The 22,729-nt window shown below is 43.3% G+C and carries 21 protein-coding genes; 13 read left to right on the top strand and 8 right to left on the bottom strand.

Annotated elements, in window-relative coordinates:
- Window positions 1-5 precede the first annotated feature (5 nt).
- From ribD to NSQ70_RS03760, 7 genes are all read left to right on the top strand, one after another.
- A complete protein-coding gene (ribD, locus tag NSQ70_RS03730; RefSeq protein ID WP_039170352.1) occupies window positions 6-1,088 on the top strand; it encodes a bifunctional diaminohydroxyphosphoribosylaminopyrimidine deaminase/5-amino-6-(5-phosphoribosylamino)uracil reductase RibD in 1,083 nt (360 codons plus the stop codon).
- A gap of 116 nt (window positions 1,089-1,204) precedes the next feature.
- Window positions 1,205-4,207: an exosporium glycoprotein BclB-related protein gene (locus NSQ70_RS03735; RefSeq protein WP_342502461.1), complete on the top strand. Its 3,003-nt coding sequence runs from the start codon at window positions 1,205-1,207 to the stop codon at window positions 4,205-4,207.
- 142 nt (window positions 4,208-4,349) lie between these two features.
- On the top strand, window positions 4,350-5,945 hold the full coding sequence (locus NSQ70_RS03740) for a sensor histidine kinase (protein ID WP_096881119.1): 1,596 nt from the start codon (window positions 4,350-4,352) through the stop codon (window positions 5,943-5,945).
- Window positions 5,946-5,948: 3 nt separating this feature from the next.
- Window positions 5,949-6,647: a response regulator gene (locus NSQ70_RS03745; protein ID WP_138278222.1), complete on the top strand. Its 699-nt coding sequence runs from the start codon at window positions 5,949-5,951 to the stop codon at window positions 6,645-6,647.
- A gap of 2 nt (window positions 6,648-6,649) precedes the next feature.
- On the top strand, window positions 6,650-7,627 hold the full coding sequence (locus NSQ70_RS03750; protein WP_138278223.1) for a tripartite tricarboxylate transporter substrate-binding protein: 978 nt from the start codon (window positions 6,650-6,652) through the stop codon (window positions 7,625-7,627).
- Between the two features lie 191 nt (window positions 7,628-7,818).
- Window positions 7,819-9,117 carry a citrate:proton symporter gene (locus NSQ70_RS03755; protein ID WP_024719341.1) on the top strand — a complete coding sequence of 433 codons (1,299 nt, stop codon included), beginning with the start codon at window positions 7,819-7,821 and terminating at the stop codon, window positions 9,115-9,117.
- A gap of 181 nt (window positions 9,118-9,298) precedes the next feature.
- Window positions 9,299-10,939, top strand: a complete 1,641-nt coding sequence (locus NSQ70_RS03760) for a M14 family metallocarboxypeptidase (RefSeq protein WP_138278225.1) — start codon at window positions 9,299-9,301, stop codon at window positions 10,937-10,939.
- Window positions 10,940-11,002: 63 nt separating this feature from the next.
- Here the strand turns inward: NSQ70_RS03760 and NSQ70_RS03765 are convergent, their stop codons facing one another.
- Window positions 11,003-11,488, bottom strand: a complete 486-nt coding sequence (locus tag NSQ70_RS03765) for a phenolic acid decarboxylase (RefSeq protein ID WP_008341777.1) — start codon at window positions 11,486-11,488, stop codon at window positions 11,003-11,005.
- Between the two features lie 113 nt (window positions 11,489-11,601).
- Here NSQ70_RS03765 and NSQ70_RS03770 point away from each other — a divergent pair, with 113 nt between their 5' ends.
- The 3 genes from NSQ70_RS03770 (at window position 11,602) to NSQ70_RS03780 (ending at window position 13,896) form a co-directional block, all read left to right on the top strand.
- Window positions 11,602-12,159, top strand: coding sequence for a PadR family transcriptional regulator (locus NSQ70_RS03770; RefSeq protein WP_138278226.1), 558 nt, complete (start codon window positions 11,602-11,604; stop codon window positions 12,157-12,159).
- Window positions 12,160-12,263: 104 nt separating this feature from the next.
- Complete coding sequence (locus tag NSQ70_RS03775) at window positions 12,264-13,370, top strand: nitric oxide synthase oxygenase (RefSeq protein ID WP_327861805.1); 1,107 nt, start codon at window positions 12,264-12,266, stop codon at window positions 13,368-13,370.
- A 100-nt stretch (window positions 13,371-13,470) separates the two neighbouring features.
- A complete protein-coding gene (locus NSQ70_RS03780; RefSeq protein ID WP_342502462.1) occupies window positions 13,471-13,896 on the top strand; it encodes a hypothetical protein in 426 nt (141 codons plus the stop codon).
- Window positions 13,897-13,910: 14 nt separating this feature from the next.
- Here the strand turns inward: NSQ70_RS03780 and NSQ70_RS03785 are convergent, their stop codons facing one another.
- Window positions 13,911-14,183, bottom strand: coding sequence for an acylphosphatase (locus tag NSQ70_RS03785; protein ID WP_058336534.1), 273 nt, complete (start codon window positions 14,181-14,183; stop codon window positions 13,911-13,913).
- Window positions 14,184-14,305: 122 nt separating this feature from the next.
- On the opposite strand from NSQ70_RS03785, the gene NSQ70_RS03790 reads away from it, so the two are divergent.
- Window positions 14,306-14,956, top strand: a complete 651-nt coding sequence (locus NSQ70_RS03790) for an MOSC domain-containing protein (RefSeq protein WP_045034466.1) — start codon at window positions 14,306-14,308, stop codon at window positions 14,954-14,956.
- A 41-nt stretch (window positions 14,957-14,997) separates the two neighbouring features.
- Here the strand turns inward: NSQ70_RS03790 and NSQ70_RS03795 are convergent, their stop codons facing one another.
- The 3 genes from NSQ70_RS03795 to map form a co-directional block, all read right to left on the bottom strand.
- Window positions 14,998-15,135 carry a YflJ family protein gene (locus NSQ70_RS03795; protein WP_008341771.1) on the bottom strand — a complete coding sequence of 46 codons (138 nt, stop codon included), beginning with the start codon at window positions 15,133-15,135 and terminating at the stop codon, window positions 14,998-15,000.
- Window positions 15,136-15,269: 134 nt separating this feature from the next.
- The gene (locus NSQ70_RS03800) at window positions 15,270-15,431 is read right to left on the bottom strand and encodes a hypothetical protein (RefSeq protein WP_008341770.1); all 162 of its coding nucleotides are present in this window, start codon (window positions 15,429-15,431) and stop codon (window positions 15,270-15,272) included.
- A 327-nt stretch (window positions 15,432-15,758) separates the two neighbouring features.
- Window positions 15,759-16,508: a type I methionyl aminopeptidase gene (gene map, locus NSQ70_RS03805; protein WP_342502463.1), complete on the bottom strand. Its 750-nt coding sequence runs from the start codon at window positions 16,506-16,508 to the stop codon at window positions 15,759-15,761.
- 190 nt (window positions 16,509-16,698) lie between these two features.
- Between map and nagE the strand changes: the two genes are divergently transcribed.
- Window positions 16,699-18,063 carry an N-acetylglucosamine-specific PTS transporter subunit IIBC gene (gene nagE, locus NSQ70_RS03810; RefSeq protein WP_217967439.1) on the top strand — a complete coding sequence of 455 codons (1,365 nt, stop codon included), beginning with the start codon at window positions 16,699-16,701 and terminating at the stop codon, window positions 18,061-18,063.
- Window positions 18,064-18,081: 18 nt separating this feature from the next.
- Here the strand turns inward: nagE and NSQ70_RS03815 are convergent, their stop codons facing one another.
- Window positions 18,082-18,840 carry a DUF817 domain-containing protein gene (locus tag NSQ70_RS03815; RefSeq protein WP_342502464.1) on the bottom strand — a complete coding sequence of 253 codons (759 nt, stop codon included), beginning with the start codon at window positions 18,838-18,840 and terminating at the stop codon, window positions 18,082-18,084.
- 194 nt (window positions 18,841-19,034) lie between these two features.
- On the opposite strand from NSQ70_RS03815, the gene NSQ70_RS03820 reads away from it, so the two are divergent.
- Window positions 19,035-19,538: a DoxX family protein gene (locus NSQ70_RS03820; RefSeq protein ID WP_058336532.1), complete on the top strand. Its 504-nt coding sequence runs from the start codon at window positions 19,035-19,037 to the stop codon at window positions 19,536-19,538.
- A gap of 42 nt (window positions 19,539-19,580) precedes the next feature.
- Here NSQ70_RS03820 and NSQ70_RS03825 read toward each other — a convergent pair whose 3' ends face one another.
- Together NSQ70_RS03825 and NSQ70_RS03830 are read right to left on the bottom strand one after the other, a co-directional pair.
- On the bottom strand, window positions 19,581-20,168 hold the full coding sequence (locus tag NSQ70_RS03825; protein WP_138278236.1) for a YjgB family protein: 588 nt from the start codon (window positions 20,166-20,168) through the stop codon (window positions 19,581-19,583).
- 102 nt (window positions 20,169-20,270) lie between these two features.
- The gene (locus tag NSQ70_RS03830; protein ID WP_286068318.1) at window positions 20,271-22,253 is read right to left on the bottom strand and encodes an LTA synthase family protein; all 1,983 of its coding nucleotides are present in this window, start codon (window positions 22,251-22,253) and stop codon (window positions 20,271-20,273) included.
- Window positions 22,254-22,729 lie beyond the last annotated feature (476 nt).

A 22,729-nucleotide genomic window follows, 5' to 3' on the forward strand; every position in this document is an offset into this window, starting at 1 on the left:
CCGAGATGAAAGACGATGTTTTTTATATGAAGCTGGCGATTGCTAACGCGAAGGCGATGAAAGGACAAACCTCACCCAATCCGCTTGTTGGTGCAGTGATTGTTCAGAGCGGTGAGATCGTTGGGATTGGTGCGCACATGAAGGCGGGCGAGCCTCATGCTGAAATTCATGCGCTGCAAATGGCAGGAGAAAAGGCGAAGGGAGCTGACATGTATGTGACACTCGAACCTTGTACACATCACGGAAAAACAGGCCCTTGCACCGAAGCGATCATCAAAAGTGGAGTGAAGAAAGTGTTGATTGCCACCCAAGATCCGAATCCGGTTGTTGCAGGTAAAGGAATTGCCTTTTTGAAAAAGGCTGGAATTGAAGTGGAGCAAGGTATATGTAAACAGGAAGCAGATCGTTTAAATGCGCCTTTTTTTCATTTGATGCAAACGAACCTTCCTTATGTCATCTTAAAATCAGCTATTTCGATAGATGGGAAAATTGCCACGGCTGATCAAGAAAGCAAATGGATCACTGGAATAGAAGCGAGAACAGATGTGCAGCGCTTACGTCAAGAAGTAGATGCGGTGCTGACAGGAGTGGAAACGATTATTCAAGATGATGCCGGCTTAATTGTAAAGGATTCATTCAACCATCAGCCCATTCGTGTCATTTTAGATTCAACATTAAGGATACCGCTTCATGCCAAATGCTTAACAGATCATAGGGCAGAAACCATAATTTGTACATCACAAGATTATGATCATCAAAAGTATCAACAGTTGATACAAAAAGGTCATCAAGTATTTGTCACAAGCGGAGAACACCGGACAGATCTTCAGGATGTGTTACACCTGTTGAAGAAGCGCTCTGTGATGTCAGTGCTTGTAGAGGCAGGTGGCAGTGTGAGTGCGTCATTTTTAGAAGCATCCCTTGTGAACGAAGCTGTTATCTATATGGCACCTTTATTAATCGGAGGGAAAGATGCACCTACTTTTTTTGAAGGAGAAGGTGTGAAGAAACTAAAAAAGGCGATCCGTCCAGCGGATATTGAATATAGTATGGTAGGAAAAGATTTAAAAATGACGATGACATTTTAACGATGGAAAGAGGTCCTTGCACGTAGAGTGCAAGACCTTTCAAATTTTTTGATAAAAATAAAATTGTACATACACCTTTATCGATCATGATGAATACGATGGATGGGGGTGATTCTATGAGAAAATGTAGACAATGCGGAAAGATATACCCAACTCATTCGACAGACCACTACCAAAAAGGAAGCTGGTATGATGCGTATAAGGATGATGGCTGGGAATGTGATAGTTGTAAGAAAGGTAAATCAGACAAACCAAGGAAACCAGTAAAAAATCCATGCTGCGGAAAAGATCCTTGTGTGTGTGTCATTCAAGGACCGCCAGGGGGAAGAGGAAGGAGAGGCCCAGCAGGTCCGGCGGGTCCAGTGGGTCCAGTAGGCCCAGCGGGTCCAGCCGGCCCGGCAGGTCCACAAGGCCCAACAGGCGTTGGGTTAACAGGGATTGTAGCATTTGATCCAGCGGTAGCCCCGGCGTATCCAGTAGGTCAAGTGGTGACATATGATGGCAGTACGTATGTGGTAAATTCAGCACCACCAACAGGTACGCCTGATACATCGCCGGATTATACGCTTTTAGCAGCTGCGGGCGCAACAGGTACAGGACCAACAGGTGTCACCGGAGATCCAGGTCCGACGGGTGCAACAGGAGCCACTGGTGTAGGTCTAACTGGAGTCGTTCCTTTTGATGCGGCAGCGGCACCAGGATATCCATTGGGTCAAGTAGTGACATATGAAGGTGGAACGTATCTTGCAAACACAGCATCACCAACGGGTACACCGGATACATCACCAGATTATACGCTTCTAGCCGCTGCGGGTGCGACAGGAGATACGGGTGCAACCGGAGCAACAGGAACAGGAGCAACAGGAGATACAGGCGCAACTGGAGCGACCGGAGCCACAGGAGATACGGGTGCCACAGGAGCAACAGGAACAGGAGCGACTGGCGCTACTGGAGATACAGGCGCAACCGGAGCGACCGGAGCCACAGGAGATACGGGTGCCACAGGAGCAACAGGAACAGGAGCGACTGGCGCTACTGGAGATACAGGCGCAACCGGAGCGACCGGAGCCACAGGAGATACGGGTGCCACAGGGGCAACAGGAACAGGAGCGACCGGCGCTACTGGAGATACAGGTGCTACTGGAGCGACCGGAGCCACAGGAGATACGGGTGCCACGGGAGCAACAGGAACAGGAGCGACCGGCGCTACTGGAGATACAGGCGCAACCGGAGCGACCGGAGCCACAGGAGATACGGGTGCCACAGGGGCAACAGGAACAGGAGCGACCGGCGCTACTGGAGATACAGGTGCTACTGGAGCGACCGGAGCCACAGGAGATACGGGTGCCACAGGGGCAACAGGAACAGGAGCCACGGGAGCGACTGGAGCAACCGGAGCCACGGGTGCAACGGGAGATACAGGAGCGACAGGAGCAATCGGAGCGACCGGTGCAACGGGAGATACGGGAGCGACCGGAGTAACCGGAGCCACAGGAGTAACGGGAGATACGGGAGCGACCGGAGTAACCGGAGCCACAGGAGCAACGGGAGATACCGGGGCAACCGGAGTAGGGTTAGCTGGTATTTTGGCATTTGACCCAGCAACAGCTCCAACCTATCCAGTAGGTCAAGTGGTGACATATGAAGGTGGAACTTATATCGTAAATACAGCGCCACCAACTGGCACACCAGATACGTCTCCAGATTATACGTTATTGGCAGCCGCAGGTGTGACAGGCGCCACGGGAGATACAGGAGCGACCGGAGTAACCGGAGCCACGGGTGCAACGGGAGATACAGGAGCGACCGGAGTAACCGGAGCCACAGGTGTAACGGGAGATACGGGAGCGACCGGAGTAACCGGAGCCACGGGTGCAACAGGAGATACGGGAGCGACTGGAGTAACCGGAGCTACAGGTGTAACGGGAGATACGGGAGCGACCGGAGTAACCGGAGCCACAGGTGCAACAGGAGATACGGGAGCGACCGGAGTAACCGGAGCCACAGGTGTAACGGGAGATACGGGAGCGACCGGAGTAACCGGAGCTACAGGTGCAACAGGAGATACGGGAGCGACTGGAGTAACCGGAGCCACAGGTGCAACAGGAGATACGGGAGCGACTGGAGTAACCGGAGCCACAGGTGCAACGGGAGATACCGGGGCTACCGGAGTAGGGTTAGCTGGTATTTTGGCATTTGACCCAGCAACAGCTCCAACCTATACAGTAGGTCAAGTGGTGACATATGAAGGTGGAACTTATGTCGTAAATACAGCACCACCAACTGGCACACCAGATACGTCTCCAGATTACACGTTATTGGCAGCCGCAGGTGTGACAGGCGCCACGGGAGCAACCGGTGTCACAGGAGATACAGGTCCAACAGGAGCGACCGGAGTCACAGGCGCCACAGGTGTCACAGGAGATACGGGTGCAACAGGGGCTACAGGAACAGGCGCCACGGGAGCAACCGGTGCAACAGGCGCCACAGGTGCAACAGGCGCCACAGGTGCGACAGGTGTAACAGGAGATACGGGTGCAACAGGGGCTACAGGAACAGGTGCCACGGGAGCAACCGGTGCAACAGGCGCCACAGGTGCGACAGGATCAAGTGCGATTATTCCATTTGCATCTGGTACACCAGCTGTTTTAACCACAATCGCAGGCGGTCTAGTTGGAACATCTAGTTTGGTCGGATTCGGTAACTCGGCGACAGGTGTCAGTATTGTAGGAGGAATCATTGATTTAACCGGAGCAGCAGGAACATTGTTAAACATGGCATTCTCCGTTCCAAGAGCTGGAACCATTACGTCATTTGCCGGCTATTTTAGCACGACTGCAGCCCTTTCTTTAGTTGGCACGAGTATTACTGTAACTGCTAGTCTGTTTGCTTCACCGACACCAAATAACAGCTTCACTCAAGTAGCGAGCGTCACATTGGCTCCAGCGTTAACCGGGATTTTAACGCTAGGGGCTATTACAAACGGCATCGCTACTGGTTTAAATGTACCAGTCACACCAGAAACAAGATTACTTGTCGTATTCTCGGCATCAGCTACAGGTCTTTCTTTAGTGAATACTGTAGCAGGCTATGCAAGTGCTGGTTTATCCATCACGTAATAGGCACACAGGGATGACTCAATACTGAGTCATCCTTTTTTTGTCTGTGTGAATTTTCTCTTAACTTCATGAGAAAAAATGATATGATTTTCTTAGAGTCTATTCGGGTGAATCTACTGAATTAGGGGTTGTGGCGGTGAGGATGGGCAAAAGGAAAGTCACTTTACAAACAAAAATTTTGGGGTTAATTATTGGTCTTTTACTTGTTGTTATTGCCTTATTGACCATTTGTTTTGGTTTTTTGCAGACATCAGAAAGGCAGAGCCAAGCTGAACAGCTGGCGGTGCAAACTGCTAGAACGATATCTTATATGCCGCCCATTAAAACATCGGTGGCTACGGGAGATTCGCAAAATGAAGAACAGGCTGTGCTTGAGCAAATGAAAGAGCAAGTAAGAGCGCATGCCATTTTTATCACCAATCAAAAAGGAAAGGTTCTTTTTCATACGAATCATGAGGATGTAGGGAAAACCATCAGTGTGTCGGAAGGAAGAAGTACACTGCTATTTGGAGGAACTTCCATATCAACGGGTGATTCTGATGGTGAAACCGTTGTCAGAGGAAGTGCTCCGATCATGAAAGAAACTGGCAGTTATGAAGAGATTATTGGGACAGTCAGTGTCGAATTTTTAAAAAGAGATATCGACCAAGCGACAGCTCATCAACTCTTCAAATTAAGTTATATTGCCCTTCTTGTGCTCTTGCCTGGGGTTTTTGGAGCGATTTTTTTAACAAGGAGTATTCGAAAAGATATATTAGGGCTTGAACCGCATGAAATTGCTTCATTATATCGAGAAAGAGAAGCGATGCTGCATGCGATTAAAGAGGGAATCATTGCATTTGACCGTAAAGGTGCCATTACGATGATGAATACGTCAGCTGAACAGATGCTACGCGTCTCTTCAACGCTGCCTCTTCATATTGATCAAGTGTTGCCAAATGCCAATCTTCTTTTCTATCTAAAGGTAGAGACGATTGAACCTAACATAGAATCAGTCGTCAATGATAAAACCTTCGTGCTAAATGTCAAAAAAGTGGTGCAGGACAATCGAGTATTTGGAGGAATTGTGAGCTTCAGGGAGAAAACCGAGCTGACAAAGCTGTTGGATACATTGACAGAGGTCAGTCAATATTCAGAAGACCTTAGAGCACAAACACACGAATTTTCGAATAAGCTGTACGCTATTTTAGGCTTGCTTGAGTTGAAACAAGTGGATGAAGCCATTGAGTTAATTAAAGAAGAGTATACACTTCAAAATCGCCAGCATGATTTACTCATGAAGCAAATTCGCTCTCCGAAGATACAAGCCATTTTACTTGGGAAGTTAGGAAAGGCATCTGAGAAAAAGGTTCATTTTCACATTGATGAAAATAGTTCATTGGAGCCGCTCCCAGCCCATTTAAGTTTATCTCACTTTATTACCATCATTGGCAATCTCGTAGACAATGCGTTTGAGGCTGTATTGAATAAGGAGAAAAGAGAAGTCAGCTTGTTCATCACAGATATTGGATTTGATATTATCATAGAGGTATCTGATTCAGGGGACGGTGTAGATGAAGGAGCCATTTCACAACTTTTCACAAGAGGACATTCATCAAAGGGAGAAGGGCGAGGTTATGGACTTGCCAATGTCAAAGAAGTGCTAGATGAACTTGGGGGCTGGATTGAAGTTGCGAACCAAAAAGAAGGCGGTGCCATCTTCACTGTTTACATACCGAAAGGCACAAAGGGGGAATAGGTTGTGATAAAGGTACTCATTGCGGAAGATGATTTTCGAATCGCTGCGATTCATGAATCTTATATCCAAAAGGTACAAGGCTTTCAAGTGGCCGGCAAGGCAAAGAGTGCAAAGGATCTGTGGGAGGCACTTCAAAAAGAACAAGTGGATCTCATTTTACTTGATGTCTACATGCCTGATGAGCTCGGCACGAACCTTTTGCCGCTGTTAAGAGAGCGCCATCCTGAAGTGGATGTGATCATTATCACGGCTGCAACGGAAACGATGCTGTTAAGAGACGCATTGCATTATGGAGTGGTTCATTATTTAATCAAACCAGTGACCGCCCAAAAATTCACGCAGGTTTTAACCGAATATAAAGAGAAGAGAGAGTTAATCAATTCAAAAGAGGAAGTCAATCAAACGATGATTGATCTGTTTTTTGGTCAAATACAGGAAGAATCGCAGCAAAAGGATGAGCGAGACTTGCCAACAGGCATTAATTCATTGACTTTGGACAAAGTGAAAACATTCATGGCAACAGAGATGAACGGAATTACAGCGGAAGAACTCGGAGAAAAAATGGGCGCATCACGCACAACAGCAAGACGATACGTAGAGTATCTTGTGACAACGGGAGAATGCCGGGCAGAGCTGGCGTATGGAATCATTGGTAGACCAGAACGAAAATATTATCCCGCCAAAAAACAAACGGAGTCATAAAAATGAAAAAAGGAATACTCTTACTCATTTTGGTCTGCCTTTGTACAACGCTCACCTTTAATGAAAAAACAGCAAAAGATTCTTTCCTGAAGCACAGCCCATTATATATTGTGGTATCAGGTGTACCTGATGGCGGATTTGACCAAACAGCTCAAGTGATGAAAACCGTGCTAGAAGAAGAAAAGCTAGTGGAAGAGCCTGTGCATATTCTTTATCAAAGAGGCGGAACGGTTGATAAAGGATGGACCTATATGATGGAGCGAGATGCCAATTATATTAGTTTAAATTCGAGCTTATTATTAAGCCGTAATTTGCTGGGCAGCAGTAACGTGACCATGAATGATGTCACCCCGCTTGCTATTCTTGCGGAAGAGTGGCAGGTAGTCGCAGTGCCAGTTGATTCTCCTTTCTCAAATGGAAAGGAGCTATTACACGCATTAAAAAAGAAACCAGATTCCTTAAAAATTGGGTTTGCCCCGGACTTTGGAAATGATGATCAAATCTCATTCGCACGGGCTGCCGAAATGGCAGGAATTGATCCGTACCGCATTCAGTTTTTAAAATTTGATAGTGCAGATGATTTATTCCAAGCGCTCATTGACCATGAGGTAGATGCGGCAACTACGACCATTACGGAGGTTCGCCATGATTATGAAAAGAAAAGACTGAAGCTTGTTGCGACCACAACGAATCAGCGTTTAGAAGGATTCAAAGACGTGCCCACTTGGAAAGAACAGGGGATTCCGCTCATCTTCTCTCATTGGCGTGGTGTGATGGGACCAAAGCAAATGAATCAGCACGACATTCGAGCATGGGATCAGCTTCTTCAAAAAATGACGCAAACGAAGTCATGGAAAAATCAGTTAAAACAAAAAGGCTGGACAAGCCGTTATATGAACAGTAAAGAAGCAAAGGTCTTTATGGAAGATCAATTAAGGCGATATGAGCAATTTATACAAGGAGAACAAGCGGTCAAATAAGACCGCTTTTTTTCATGGAACCAACAAACAACAACAATTGCACAAAATGAACAAAAAGCATTTATCGATCAAAAAAGAATTAAAATTCATAATATTTACTTCAATTCAGGCGTCAGATATCATGACAGAAAGGGTTGGAAATGGGATACCAACATTTAATGAAAGCGTATACAACATAAGGGGTGAACAAAATGTTAGCGATCTTAGGATTTCTTATGATGGTTGTATTTATGGTTTTAATTATGACGAAACGTATGTCAGTTCTAACGGCATTAGTATTAACACCGATTGCATTTGCTCTTATTGCAGGTTTTCATTTTACAGAAATTTCAGACATGATTGTCAAAGGTGTACAGCAAGTTGCACCAACGGCGGTCATGATCATGTTTGCCATTTTGTACTTCGGGATTATGATTGATGCAGGTTTATTTGATCCGATGGTGGCAAAAATTTTAAATATCGTCAAAGGCGATCCATTAAAAATTGTGGTCGGAACAGCTGTCCTGACGATGCTTGTCGCACTTGACGGTGATGGAACCACAACGTACATGATTACAACAACAGCGATGCTTCCGTTATTTACACTGCTTGGCATTCGTCCGATTATTTTAGCGGGTATCGCCGGAGTCGGCATGGGGATTATGAATACGATTCCATGGGGAGGGGCAACACCTAGAGCGGCAAGTGCGCTTGGCGTTGATCCATCACTTTTATTTGGCCCGATGATTCCAGTCATTGGCGCAGGGGTTTTGAGCATGATTGTGGTGGCATATTTTCTTGGGAAGTCTGAAAGAAAACGTCTTGGTGTTATTGAGCTCGAACAGCCGATTCATGCCAATGAAATGGCAGCGGCACTGCAAGATGATATTAAGCGACCGAAACTTTGGTGGTTTAACCTGACACTGACTTTGCTATTGGTTCTCTTGCTAGTGTCTGGAAAAGTAAGCTTAACGGTTCTGTTTGTTCTTGCCTTCTGTGTTGCCATTATCGTGAACTATCCGAATTTAGAGCAGCAGCGTGAGCGGATTGCGGCTCATTCCACAAATGTTTTGGCGATTGCTTCGATGATTTTTGCGGCAGGTGTTTTTACAGGCATCTTAACTGGGACGAAAATGGTTGATGAAATGGCGATTTCGATTGTTTCAGCTATTCCAGAGCAGCTTGGCGGGTTTATTCCAGTCATTGTCGCACTAACAAGCGGGATCTTCACTTTCTTTATGCCGAATGATGCATACTTTTATGGGGTACTGCCGATCCTATCAGAAACAGCGGCAGCATACGGTGTCGATAAAATTGAGATTGCGAGAGCATCTATCATTGGTCAGCCGATTCATATGTTAAGCCCACTTGTTCCATCGACTCATTTACTTGTTGGACTCGTTGGGGTATCACTAGATCAGCATCAGAAATTTGGCATGAAATGGGCGGTTCTTGCAGTCGTCGCCATGACAGTGATGGCGGTTCTCATTGGGGCCATTTCGATCTGGTAATGAGAAGAGTGTCTGCTGCTTATGCAGGCGCTCTTTTTTAGGTCCTATTGCAGGGCAAGCTCCATTCATTTGCCCTATATAAAGCCATACATGATTCCTCCAAAAGATATATTTTTGAAAAATGCTGACACTTTTGCTGTTTTTTTCTTTATAATGCAAATCAACGAAGGGAGAGGATAGCATGTCCAAACAGAAAAGTACCATTCTTTTTGCTGCTGTATGCCTCATGGCAGGAAGTTTGTCGATGGTGATCCCAGCTTCAGCGAATGCAGAGACCCCTTATTATGGAAAAAGCTATGAGCAGCCAGCCTCGGTTCAAAAACTGTATCCTGAGCCTGATGAAACGTTTGATACCCCTGCTTTTCAGAAAAAAGGAAAAGCATTTACCACACAAGAAGAGCTTCAAGATTTTTTACGTGACATTGTCAGTAAAAGTCCTTACGCCACGCAGAAACAGATTGGAACATCCATTGAAGGCAGGTCCATTCCAGCCCTCTATTTTACAAAGGATCGCCACATCTCTCCACTGTCAAAAAAGCCAACGATCTGGCTTCAAGCACAAATACACGGAAATGAACCAGCCTCCGGTGAATCTGCCCTTGTCATCGCCAAACGACTAGCAGGTGATGAAGGAGAGCGTATCCTGAGCCATGTCAACGTCATCATTGTCCCAAGAATCAACCCAGATGGTTCTTATGCATTTGACCGCAGACTTGCAAACGGAATGGATGGCAACCGTGACCACATGACATTAGAATCTTCAGAGCTGACAGCCCTTCATCAAGAATTTAATCGCTATGCGCCCGAGGTCGTCATTGATGCCCATGAATATGATGTCGGTCAAAAGCAGTTCGAAGATATCGGTGCATCAGGTGCTCTCAAGTATCACGATTTGCTGATATTATCCGGTAAGAATTTGAACATTCCTGAAAGCATTCGTTTCACGTCAAATGAATTGTACGTCAACGGAGTGCGTGAAGCATTGACGAATAAGGGATTTTCCAACGATTTATATTATACAAACACAAGAGGAAAGGACGGAAAGATCGACCTTTATGAAGGCGGAACCGATGCACGAATTGGCCGAAATGCCCTGGCGCTTTCACCAGCTTTATCCTTTCTTGTAGAAAGTAGGGGGATTGGAATTGGTAGAGAGGACTTTACTCGGCGTGTGGCAGCACAAGTCACCACTCATGAAAAAATCATTGAGACAACGGTGAAGCATGCTAAGCAGGTGAAGCAGCAAATGGTGACGGAGCGGCTGAAACTTGTGAAAAAAGGTCTTCAACCAAATGATGATGATCAAGTAGTCATTCAAGATGCTTTCAAGGCGCCTGTGAACGATTCACTTGAAATGGTGGATATTGAGAAAGGACAAACCACCAATGTCCCAGTGCGTTTTCATAGTGCAAGTGATGCGGTTCCTGTATTGACAAGAGAACGACCGACAGCTTATCTCATTCTCCCAGGACATGAAGGAGTAGATAGAAAGCTCAGAACTTTAGGGTTAAAAAGTGTGACATTGCCTGTTGGCATGAAAGTGCCAGTTCAAGCCTATGAGGTGACAAAACGAGTGGAAACAAGCAAAACAGATATTCAGCTTGAAACGAGACTCGTTGAAAAGAAACGTCAACTGCCAAAAGGAACAAAGGTATATGTGACTGCACAGCCAGAGACCAATTTGTTGTCACTTGCCCTTGAACCAGAATCAAAAGACAGCTATATGTCATCAGGTTTTATTGCATCGAAAGTAGGCGATGAACTACCAGTTTACCGATTCTTGTTATCTCAAAAGACGTTAGGTATAAATAAAAAGGACTAAAATCAAGTTCATTTTAGTCCTTTGTCAACCACCCTAGAAGCGGCACAGTGCGTGCCGCTTTTTCTATTTTCGTCCAGCTCTGATCTCATCGGTCATGCCTTCATACGGTGCTTCTGCGATAATCGTTTCATCGTTTACCCCAGCATGGTGGATGTACGTAATGTCTGCGAATTCTGGTACGACATACTTCGGATAGGTTTCATATTTTTCACGGGATTCTTTCATGAGGTCGATATAGTCATTTTGATAGCAAACGGTGATATCTGGACGTTCATGCACCCATTTTGGGAAGAAAATGACGCCATGCATGCGTTTTTCCTCAGGCATAAAGTTTAAAGACACGTCTGTCCCAGTCGGTTCCGTCCAGGAAACTTTGTATACCCCTTTTGTCAGTTTCACAATATTCACTTCTTGATCACGAACCCAGCGGCCTCCAACCATTCCGCTATGAATGCGGTAATCAATGGTGTGATCATTTTTAATGTAAATCTCATATTCCCAGCCATTTTCATACGTATAAATCATATGAAGTCCAACGAATTGATCCATGTTTATTCCTTCTTTCAATTAAAATGATGTTGTTTCAAACATGTCATGATTTACATGTTTATTTTAGGGTGTATGGTATACTATTGTCAAAGAATATGCGTTGGAGGCATGTCATGAGAGTACTGAAATATGCCATTCTTGGCTTACTAGATCAGCGTGAGCTGACGGGATACGATATGAAGAAACACTTTGAAGATTCCCTTGGACAGTTTTGGAGTGCGAAGCATAGTCAAATATACCCTGAATTAAAGCGGCTAACAGAAGAGGGTTTTATTGAATTTGATATTCACATACAAGGAAAGAAGCTAGAGAAGAAGGTTTATCAAATCACTGATGCAGGAAAAAGAGAACTGCATGAGTGGTTAAGGAAAAAAGGCCCGATTCCAGACACAACAAAAGATGAATTTATGTTAAAAACGTTCTTTATCTCATCTATGGATCAAAAAGAAGCGGCCGGTCTCTTCTCACATCAGCTGCAGGAGCGAACAAAGAAAGTAGAGATGCTTGAACAGAAACTGAACGTTTTAACAGAAGAAGATCCATCTGCCCAATCACCGCATTCAACACAATTCGGGCATTATTTAGTGCTGACAAGAGCAATTGAAAGGGAAAAAGGGTATGTTCGCTGGCTCCAAAAGACCCTTGAAGTCATTGATTCATCCATTGTCTAAGGACAATCGTCGCACGATATGATAAAAAATGGTTTGAAACAAGTGAATTTATCATTAGAAACCGCTACAATGGATATATTCGTATTAAAGTGAGGCGAGTATGTTTGAGTAACCAAGAAGCGTTGTGGAATGAAGCAGAAGCTTTTATTTCTGTATGCTATGAAGAATTAGGCAAGTCAAATGAAGAAAAAGCAGCACGTCTGCATGAAATAAAAAAAGAAATTGAGTCTGACGGTATGTATACTCATACGCAGGAAGAATTAGCTCACGGGGCAAAAGTGGCATGGCGCAACAGCAACCGGTGCATTGGGCGCTTGTTTTGGTCAACACTGCATGTGCATGACTGCCGGCACGTGACAACAGAAGATGAGGTGAAAGAGGCACTCTTTCATCATATTGAGTATGCGACAAATGGGGGTAAAATCAAACCGTCCATTACCATCTTCCCACCAGAGAATAAGGGACGGAAGGAAGTCGTTATTTATAATCATCAGCTCGTTCGTTATGCGGGATATGAGTCGGAATATGGCATCATTGGGGACGAGGCATCACTTGAATTAACCAAGTTGTGTGAAGCGCATGGCTGGAAAGGCGAAGGCACGCATTTTGACCTTCTGCCTCTTATGTTTCAGCTAAAAGATCAGCCGCCGGTTTTGTATGATCTTCCGAGAGAGATCGTTCAAGAGGTAGAGATCACCCATCCTGAATATGATGGATTCGGTGATTTAGGACTGAAATGGTATGCTGTTCCGATTATTGCTGATATGAAATTAGAAATTGGCGGCATTCATTACAATGCGGCACCGTTTAATGGATGGTATATGGGAACAGAAATTGGCGCACGAAATCTAGCTGACGAAAACCGCTACAATATGCTGAAAAAAGTTGCTTCTATTTTAGGACTGGACACGACAAAGAATGCGTCACTTTGGAAGGACAAAGCCATTGTCGAGTTGAATGTGGCGGTTCTTCATTCTTACCGGGAAGCAGGGGTGACCATTGTGGATCATCATACAGCTGCCCATCAGTTCAAACAATTTGAAAAACAGGAAGAAAAGGCTGACCGTAAGCTGACTGGTGATTGGACATGGCTGATTCCGCCAGTATCACCAGCTGCTACGCATATCTTCCATCGTCACTATGACAATACGATCGTGAAACCGAATTATTTTTATCAGGAAAAACCCTACCACGGGACGGAAAGAGCCTAGCGAAAAGCTAGGTTTTTTTGTATGAAATGAGTCTTTTGAATGTTGTTTGATTTGGAAAATGATGGTTTAATGGCGGTGGAATCAAAAAGGGGGAATAGAGATGAAAAAAATGACGTTGCTCATATTTTTGGCTGTATTCGGTTTCAACGGATTTCTACTGCTAGGTGATGAGAGAGCTAAAGCAACTACTGGAACAATGGTTCAGAATGTCATTGATTTAAAGGTGACAACCGATCGTTCAACTTATACTTCGCTTCATCCTCAGGTCAACGTCAACATGACCGCAACAACAAATGAAACACTTTATTATACAGCTGCTATTCGAAAACTTACTTTCCCAGTGACACCAGTCTTTACACACGAAGGGTCTATCTCTGGACAAAACGCTTTCGCAGCACCTACTCGTTTATTACTTCCTAACAGTGGATCAGCCAACTATGATGTTCATGTGAGTCTCTACAAAGATGCTTCACGTACAACCTTGATTGGTTATTATGTTGCAAACCCATTTACTGTTGTGAAATAAAGGACACATATCAACTATCCTCTGATCCGAAAGTCTTGATAATGAGCGAACTCGGCGAGCGGCTCCATGTCCAAATGTTTGACTTTTGAAAAAGGACTGCCTTTACGGACGGTCTCTAAAAAGTCAAAAACCTCCTGCTGCTCTCCTTCTACTTTTAACTCCACGTGACCCTCATCTGTGTTGCGTACCCAGCCTTTTATCCCTCGATTGACGGCCTCTCCTTGAACAAAATATCGAAAACCGACTCCTTGCACTCGTCCTTTTACAATAGCGTGATAATGAACCAATGTCATCTCTCCTTTTTTCTCATCGTACCATAACCTGCCTCGTTCCTTCACGTACCGACTATGATTTGACTGTCAAACCATGTAAAATAAAAGCAATCAGACAATCAAAGGAGATGGCGAGAGTGGGGCAGACAAGGTACGACATCGAAGGAATTCAAGTAGGACAACCTATCACCACCTATGTGAATGGTAAAGAAATCAAAACAGCCATCAACAAAAAGCGTATTCACGAGCCTGTTTATTTGAGTAAGCTCAATTTTGATGGAGATGGCCAGGGTGATTTGGTCCATCACGGAGGTGATGATAAAGCCATTTGCGTCTTTCCATATGATCACTATACTTATTTTGAGCAATTTTTAGGAGTGTCGTTACAGGAGGCAGCTTTCGGTGAGAACGTGACCGTGCATCAGCTTGTAGAGACAGAAGTCCGTATTGGAGATGTATTTCAGTTTGGGGAAGCGATTGTTGAGGTCAGTCAGCCAAGACAGCCGTGTGTGAAGCTCTCTCTTAAGCATGGAAACATGAAGCTTGTGAAGGAAGTGCAGCAAACGGGATATACCGGTTTTTATTTGCGTGTGCTGAAAGAAGGAATGGTCTCTCCTGATGAAGCTCTTGTGTTAGTCGAAAAAGCGCCCCATCCCATCACAGTCCACGAAGTCAATGAAGTCAAATACCGTCAAGTAGATCAAAACAGGCTGAAAGCAGTTCTTGAAGTAGATGCCTTAGCAGATGTGGTCAGAAAATCTTTAGAAAAACGTGTTCAGCCCATATAAAAAAGCCGTACATCTGCTATGGATGTACGGCTTTTCAACATTTAAGAGCTCGTTTTCTTTTGCTCAAGAAGATTTGCAAGGAAATAAGTTTTAAAGCTTTGAAGCTTTCTTCCTTCATGCTTGGTCACACCAAGCTTCTTTAATTCTTCGACATACCAGCCTTTGCTACCATAATGCATGATAGAAAACTCCTTTCAATGGAAACTGCCTGCATTGTAACATCTCAAAAAAGGACGTGAAAAGTGTGCAGGTGTTTAGAAATGAAAACTGATTCTATCTGCCTATGATCCATGTATATGCTGGAAATAATTATTTATGAATTTGGCGGGTTGAGGGTAACGATGATCATGCCGACTGTCATAATCATGATGACAATACCGAGGTAGGTCATCATGGATTGTTTTTTCTTAATACCTACAACCGTTAAAATAATACTTTCAATAAAGAAGATAACACCGATGATGATGAACCACATATCAAATAAGACCCCTTTCGCATATCTTTGCCTATTTTACCACAGGCATTTTTGTTTAGTCGTGACAGATTCGTGAAACGAGCATGAAAAAATCCCCTCCAGTGAAGGAAGGGATTGCAGCGTGTAGACAAACCCTCGCATTCGGTGTCAGTCCTGCGCTTCGGTGCTCACGAATGTCAAATTCGCTCCGCGCCGATGCTCGTCCTTCCTAGACTGCAAAGGTTTTCTATCACGCTGAAAAGAAGACAAAGAGCTAAAATAAAGTTCATTTTAGCCCTTTGTCAACAAACTGAAATCCCCTCCAATGAAGGGAGGGTATCTGCTTGCTTACAGCTTTGTTAAAATAATCGGTTCGTCTTTTGTGATCACCATCGTATGTTCAATCTGTGCGACCAGGCTCTTATCAGGTGTTTTAAATGTCCAGCCGTCATCCGCTTGATATATCGATTCAGCATTTGTTGAAATGAAAGGTTCAAAGGCGATGACTGTCCCATTCTTAAACAAAGCATTATCGAATGGATCATAATAGTTCAAAATATGGTTAGGTGCTTCATGCAGGCTTTTCCCAATGCCGTGTCCTGTCAAGTTCTTAATGACGGTAAATCCTTGTTCTTTCGCTGTATTGTAGACCGCACGGCCAATTTGATTTTGTCTTTTACCGGCTTTCGCATGCTTTAATCCTTCAAGGAATGCATCCTCTGCACACTGGCATAATGCTTCAAGACGAGCATCTCCTGTACCTAAAACGAATGAAATCCCAGTATCGGAATAATATCCATCAAGCTCTGCTGAGATATCAATATTAATGAGGTCGCCCTCTTGTAAAATGGTTTTTTCACTTGGAATGCCATGTGCGACTTCATCATTGACACTGATGCAAGTCGTACCGGGGAAATCATATTCTTTTTCAGGAGCTGAATTGGCTCCATGCTCTTCTAATATTTTTTTCCCAATCAAATCTAATTCTTTTGTAGACATGCCTGGTTTCGCTTGGCTTTTCATTTCTTCTCTTGCCAAAGCGACAATTCGGCCGACTTTTTTTAAGGCTTCTAACTCATGATCATGTTTGACAATCACTGTTCATTCCCGCTTTCTATAACTTCATTCTATTCAATAGCTTACCACATTTTACGCCAAAAGACTAAAGGCTGAGATTCGGGTGAGATGTGGACAAATTGGTATAGATAACTAGATGTGCATATGATATATTTTTTATGAACATCATGAGAGATTTGTTCATGATGATGACGAAGGGGGGAGAAATAAGATGGTGTTTCAGTTTTTTCAAAAGTTAGGAAAATCATTTATGCTTCCAATCGCTGTGCTTCCTGCAGCGGGTATCATTTTGGCTATTGGGCGAGAAGATGTATTCAACATCCCGTTTATTCATGCAGCAGGAAATGCAATTTTTGCGAATTTGGCTTTAATTTTTGCTATGGGTGTAGCGATTGGTATTTCAAAGGACGGTAACGGGGCAGCGGCGTTATCTGGAGCGATCTCTTATTTTATTTTGTCAGCTGGTACCACGTCGATCAATTCGACCAACAATATGGGGGTATTGGGTGGTATTTTGTGCGGACTTTTGGCAGGTTACGTTTACAATAAATTTAAGGACACGAAACTGCCGGAATACTTAGGTTTCTTTAGTGGAAGACGGCTTGTGCCAATTATGACAGCACTTTTTACCATTCTATTAGCAGCCGTTTTTGGATATGTATGGCCTCCAATTCAAAGTGTGATCAATGATTTGGGAGAGTGGATTTTAAGTCTTGGAGCAACGGGTGCCGGGCTGTTTGGCTTCTTTAACCGCTTGCTCATTCCATTAGGACTTCACCATGTGTTGAATAATCTATTTTGGTTTCAATTCGGTGAATTCAGCGGAGCAACAGGTGATTTAGCGCGGTTCTTCAAAGGAGATCCAAGTGCAGGTGTCTTTATGACTGGTTTCTTCCCAGTGATGATGTTTGGGCTGCCGGCGGCATGTCTCGCGATGGTTGTGACCGCAAAGCCTGAAAAACGAAAAGCAACAGCCGGTCTTATGATTGGAATGGCACTGACGTCATTTATTACAGGAATCACAGAACCAATTGAATTCTCATTTATGTTTTTATCTCCACTTTTATATGGTGTTCATGCGATATTAACTGGTCTTTCGCTCTTTATTGTCAACACCTTAGGCATTCATAGCGGTTTCGCTTTTTCAGCCGGTGCGATTGATTACGTTTTAAGTTTTGGAATTGCGCAAAAGCCCATTCTGTTACTTGTAGTTGGGATCATCTATGGCGTGATTTACTTTGTTGTTTTCTATTTCCTGATTAAATTGTTAAAGCTAAAAACACCGGGCAGGGAAGATGATGACATCGAAGATATTTCAGGTGATGATACACATACTGCTGGAGCAAGTATGCTCGTAGAGGGACTAGGCGGCAAAGACAATATCACCACAATTGACCATTGTGCGACCCGTCTTCGTTTAACAGTAGAAGATACCAATTTATTAAATGAAGGTACATTGAAAAAAGCAGGTGCCAAAGGGGTACTGACGTCAGGAAAAACTTCCGTACAAATCATCATTGGAACAAATGTCGAATTTGTCGCCGATGATCTTCGTAAGGAAGTCGCTCAGGACTAAAAAAAGCGTTCAGCCAGATCAAATGGGCTGAACGTTTTTTTGTTTTCGCTGTTCGATCACCAGTACAATGCTGATGACAACAAGTAAAAACCATGAACTGATTTTACCAAGATGGACGAGAGACCAAGCATGCTGCTGATTTGGATATTGCCATGCTCCTAAAAAGGTCGTGACATTTTCGGCCACCCAAATAAAAAAGCCAATCAGCAAAAACGAGATAACAAGCGGCATACGAAAGGTCGATGAACCGACCTGAAAGGACACGGTTGTTTTTCGAAACACAACCAATAGGAGTAATGTCAGCCACCAGCGTAGATCATAAATCCAGTGATGAGTAAAGAAATTGAGGTAAATACATAAACTGATCCCCACTGAAAGATAAGGGTGAGGCCACGCCTTCACCTTCACGCGAAGCCGAGTCAGTGCCTGATAAATATAGCTTGCCACGCTCGCATACATAAAACCGCTATAGAGCGGAACCCCAAAAATTTTCGAATAAGCCTCTTCAGGATAGGACCAAGAACCCATATGTACTTTGTAGATTTCTAAGCCTATTCCAATCACATGAAAGAGACAAATAACCTTCAACTCTGTCAGTGTCTCAAGCCGCAGCATCAGCATGAGGAGCTGTGCGATAAGGCAAAGCAGAAGAATAACATCATATCGAGGAAGAAAAGGAATAGACACGATCTTTGATAGGGCAAGCGATGTAAAGATCATGACGGGGAATAGACATGAAATAGCCTGTAAATAAGCAAAATGAAATAATGTTTTCATACAAAATGTAACCCCTTTTTACTGTCTGAAATAACTAAGACGGAAATAGCAAGGGAAAAGTTTACCTCGACTAGATATTCATGAACAATTTGTGAATATATATGTGAAAAGGATCACAAATGATATTTACATAGTATAATAAGATCATAAAGAAAATGTGAAATAATTCACATAATTTAAAAGGAGGCATCATCATGTTTACAAAATTCTTACAAACGAATGTATGGGCAGCGGTTATCCTTTTGGCAGCAAGACTTTATATCGGATGGACTTGGCTGACATCTGGTATTGGAAAACTAACAGGCGGATTCGATGCATCAGGATATTTGCAATTTGCCATAGCTGAACCTGTTGTGAAAGATGGTCATCTTGTTTATCCGTTCTATGTTTGGTTTTTAGAAAATGTCGCGTTGCCAAATGCCGGACTCTTCAGTGTCATGGTCATGTGGGGAGAAATCTTAGTTGGTCTAGGACTAATTGTTGGATTGTTCACAACAACAGCAGCCTTTTTTGGAAGCGTGATGAATGTCTCTTTCTTACTAGCTGGAACCGTCTCTGTTAACCCGCTTCTTCTTCTGATCGCCGTCTTTATCATAGCAGCGAAAGGAAATGCCGGAAAATTTGGTCTTGATTATGTAGCAGGTCCAATCCTTAAGCGAAAACTGAAAAGAAAGCCGCATTTAGAAGTGGCATCATAATAAAGAAAAGCATCCTGAGCAAAAATTCAGGATGCTTTTTATTTAGGAACCGGCTTTGATGAGGTTAATATGCACCACAGTCAGCTCGTGCTGACTGATATCTGGATCATGTCCGACGATAAATTCGAGCTCATAATCACCGGTCTGATAAACGTATTTCTTCTCTTTTGTTTGCGGGATGGTGCTGACTGAATCTGCTGGTCCAAGCTGTTTCTTTAATAGGGAAGGAGTCATTCCTCCGATATTCGTTTCTTTTTCTACATTTGTTCCAAAATAACGGATTTCGTTAATCTTGCCTTTTTTGTCATAGTGAAAAGCAAATCCTGGGTTCCCCATCTCAGCATGATACAAATCAAAGCCGTTTTGACCCGTTTCTGGATAAGGCTGTCCTAGTTTATGCCGAACGTCTTTTTTTGTTTGAACCCCTATTTTGAGTCCTTCTGCATAGTATGGCATTTGTCCTTGATGTGCTAGCTGATAAATGCTGTTTAGCGCTGCTTTCGGACCTTGAGGAATGGACTGTTCTGCCTGCGTTTGGGTCAGGGCGTGCGCTGAAATCGCCGGGCTAAAACCGAATAAGGTAGAAGAAGCGAGTGAAGCGGTCACGACAAAAGCTGCTGTTTTTTTCATGATTAATCAATCCCTCCTTCTTCAACTATACCCGGTGCCATGTGGATCAAACGTAAAAAGCCCCAGCTGATCTTGGATCGGCTGGGGCCTTAAATGAGAAAGTTATTTGGAAGACGAGCTGGATTCATCTTTGGCGGAAGAGGAATCTTTTTCATCCTGTACTTTCTTTGTGTAGTCATAATCATTGCGTTCAATTGGTGTAAAGCCTTTAGGTTTGTAGAAACGGAGTAAATCTTCCGTGACAATCTTATCAGATGTCTCTAGCATCTTTTTCACCGTTTCGTTTTCTTGTGATGCCTTTTCAGTCGGCTCGATTTTTTCACCTGTTTTGTTGCTGTAATAGTTGTTGCCTACTTTCGTGTAGTCCTTAGACACGAAGTCTCCATTTCTAAATGGCACAAGCTCTTTAAAGTTCTTCGATAAGATATCAGAACCAGACATTAAATAGTTCTTCGTATCATCTCCGAGCAGGTGGAGAAGGGTAGGCGCAACATCGACTTCACCAGAGTATTTATGAATCTGTCCGCCTTTTACGCCTGGCACATGGATAAAGAGCGGCACACGCATAAGCTGGGCATTTTCATAGTCTCCAATTTTTTCGCCAGTCACTTTTTCCATCGCTTCATTATGGTTTTCTGAAATGCCGTAGTGGTCACCGTACATAATGACGACGGTATTGTCATAGAGACCAGATGTCTTCAAGTCATTAAAGAACTGTTCAATGGCTTCATCTAAATAATGAGCAGATTGGAAGTAGTTATCAACGACGGGGTCTCCGAAGTCGCCAGGTTCAAAATCAGTATCACCTTCATCCATACCAAATGGGAAGTGGTTTGACAGCGTAATGAATTTTGAATAAAACGGCTGTTTCAGATTTTCAAGCATTGGCATGGATTCTTTGAAGAACGGTTTGTCTTTCAATCCATAGTTCTTCGTATCTTGTTCATTCATATCGTAGTACTCAGAATCGTAAAATCTGTCATATCCAAAGGACTTAAACATTTCATTTCGGTTCCAGAACGTTTTCGTATTCCCGTGGAATTCTGCGGACGTGTATTGGTCCTTTTTCAAAATGCCAGGAAGCGCCTGATATGTGTTTTGAGCTTTGTTAATAAACACAGAGCCTTGTGATAATGGGAAAAGCCCCGTATCCATCATAAATTCCGCATCAGATGTCTTTCCTTGTCCTGTTTGATGGAAGAAGTTATCAAAATAAAACGTTTTGTTGTCATGGGCTAATGAATTTAGGAAAGGAGTGACCTCTTTTCCATTCACCTTGTAATCAATGACAAAGTTTTGCAGTGATTCAAGAGAAATCGTAATGACGTTCATGCCTTTCGCTTTCCCGTAATAAGCTGGGTTAGGATCAGCGCTGTTCGCCTTTAGATAATTCTCTACATCTGTTACGTCACTTGAATTTGCCAGGGCACGCTGGCTGTTTGATTTCACATTTTGAATGGCATCAAACACCGTAAAATTATAAGCACCCAAGTATTTGACTAAATAATTGCGGTCGAACGATCTTGATAAAAGCTCTGGGCGATCAATTTCTGCTGCGATTAAGTTGACAACAAAAATCAGAACAGAGGACACAAGAACGAGTCTAAACGATTTTGTTTTTTGAACAGGTACAGTCGCTGTACTTGTTTGCTGCTGTCTTTTCATGCGGACTGCGAGTACGATCAAGATGATGGTATCGAGAAAGTAAAACATATCAGTCCAACGCATGAGTGAAAATGCACTATCACCTAATTGTCCGCCATTCGTTCCTGCCTGCATCACTGTAGGCAGCGTGATAAAGTCATTGAAGAATCGATAGTACACGATGTTTGCGTAAAGTAAAAAAGACATGAAAAAGTGAATCACAATGATAGCGGCAGGCTGCCATTTTTTCTTGAACAATAAAGCAAAGCCAAGAAAGAACAAGCTGGAGCTAATAGGATTCACAAAAAGCAAAATATGCTGAAGCACATTTGATATACCAAGTTTAAATTCGATTAAATAAGCTGTATACGTCTTGAGCCATAACAAGATGGCTGCAATTACAAAGAAGCCGAGGCCCCTTTTTTGAATAAATGTTTTCATTTAAACACTCCTTTTCTCCGTTAAACGGAAGAGGCGGAACGAAAGAAAACGAACCATTAGAATATACCATGAAATGCACAAATAGAAAAGTCATAACTGGTGAGCACCTAAGGCAGCCTGTCCGAGCTAGAGTTGGGAAGACATCGAAAACATTCGATTTCCGAAAAACTTTTTGTGAAATCTATCCTAATAATTACAGAAAATTCTGTATTTTACCTGTTGTTATATCAATAAAACAGGTAAAAAGACACAAGTCTAAAGAATTAATTTGATTTCTACAATGGTGCATTTAGGCGGATTTCCAGTGTTTATTAATGTTTATGCAGGTTAAGTAAAAAAAATGAATGAATAAGCAGCTGAATTGTCTGGATAATAATTCCTTCATGGAAGTATATTAATATATTTTATTGTTTCACAAACATAATGGTTTTGATGTGTATTGTAGGGGTTTTATTCGTTTTGACGAGCGAACAAAT

The organism is Bacillus sp. FSL R5-0397, assembly GCF_038593395.1.
In the GTDB taxonomy this organism is placed as follows: domain Bacteria; phylum Bacillota; class Bacilli; order Bacillales; family Bacillaceae; genus Bacillus; species Bacillus altitudinis.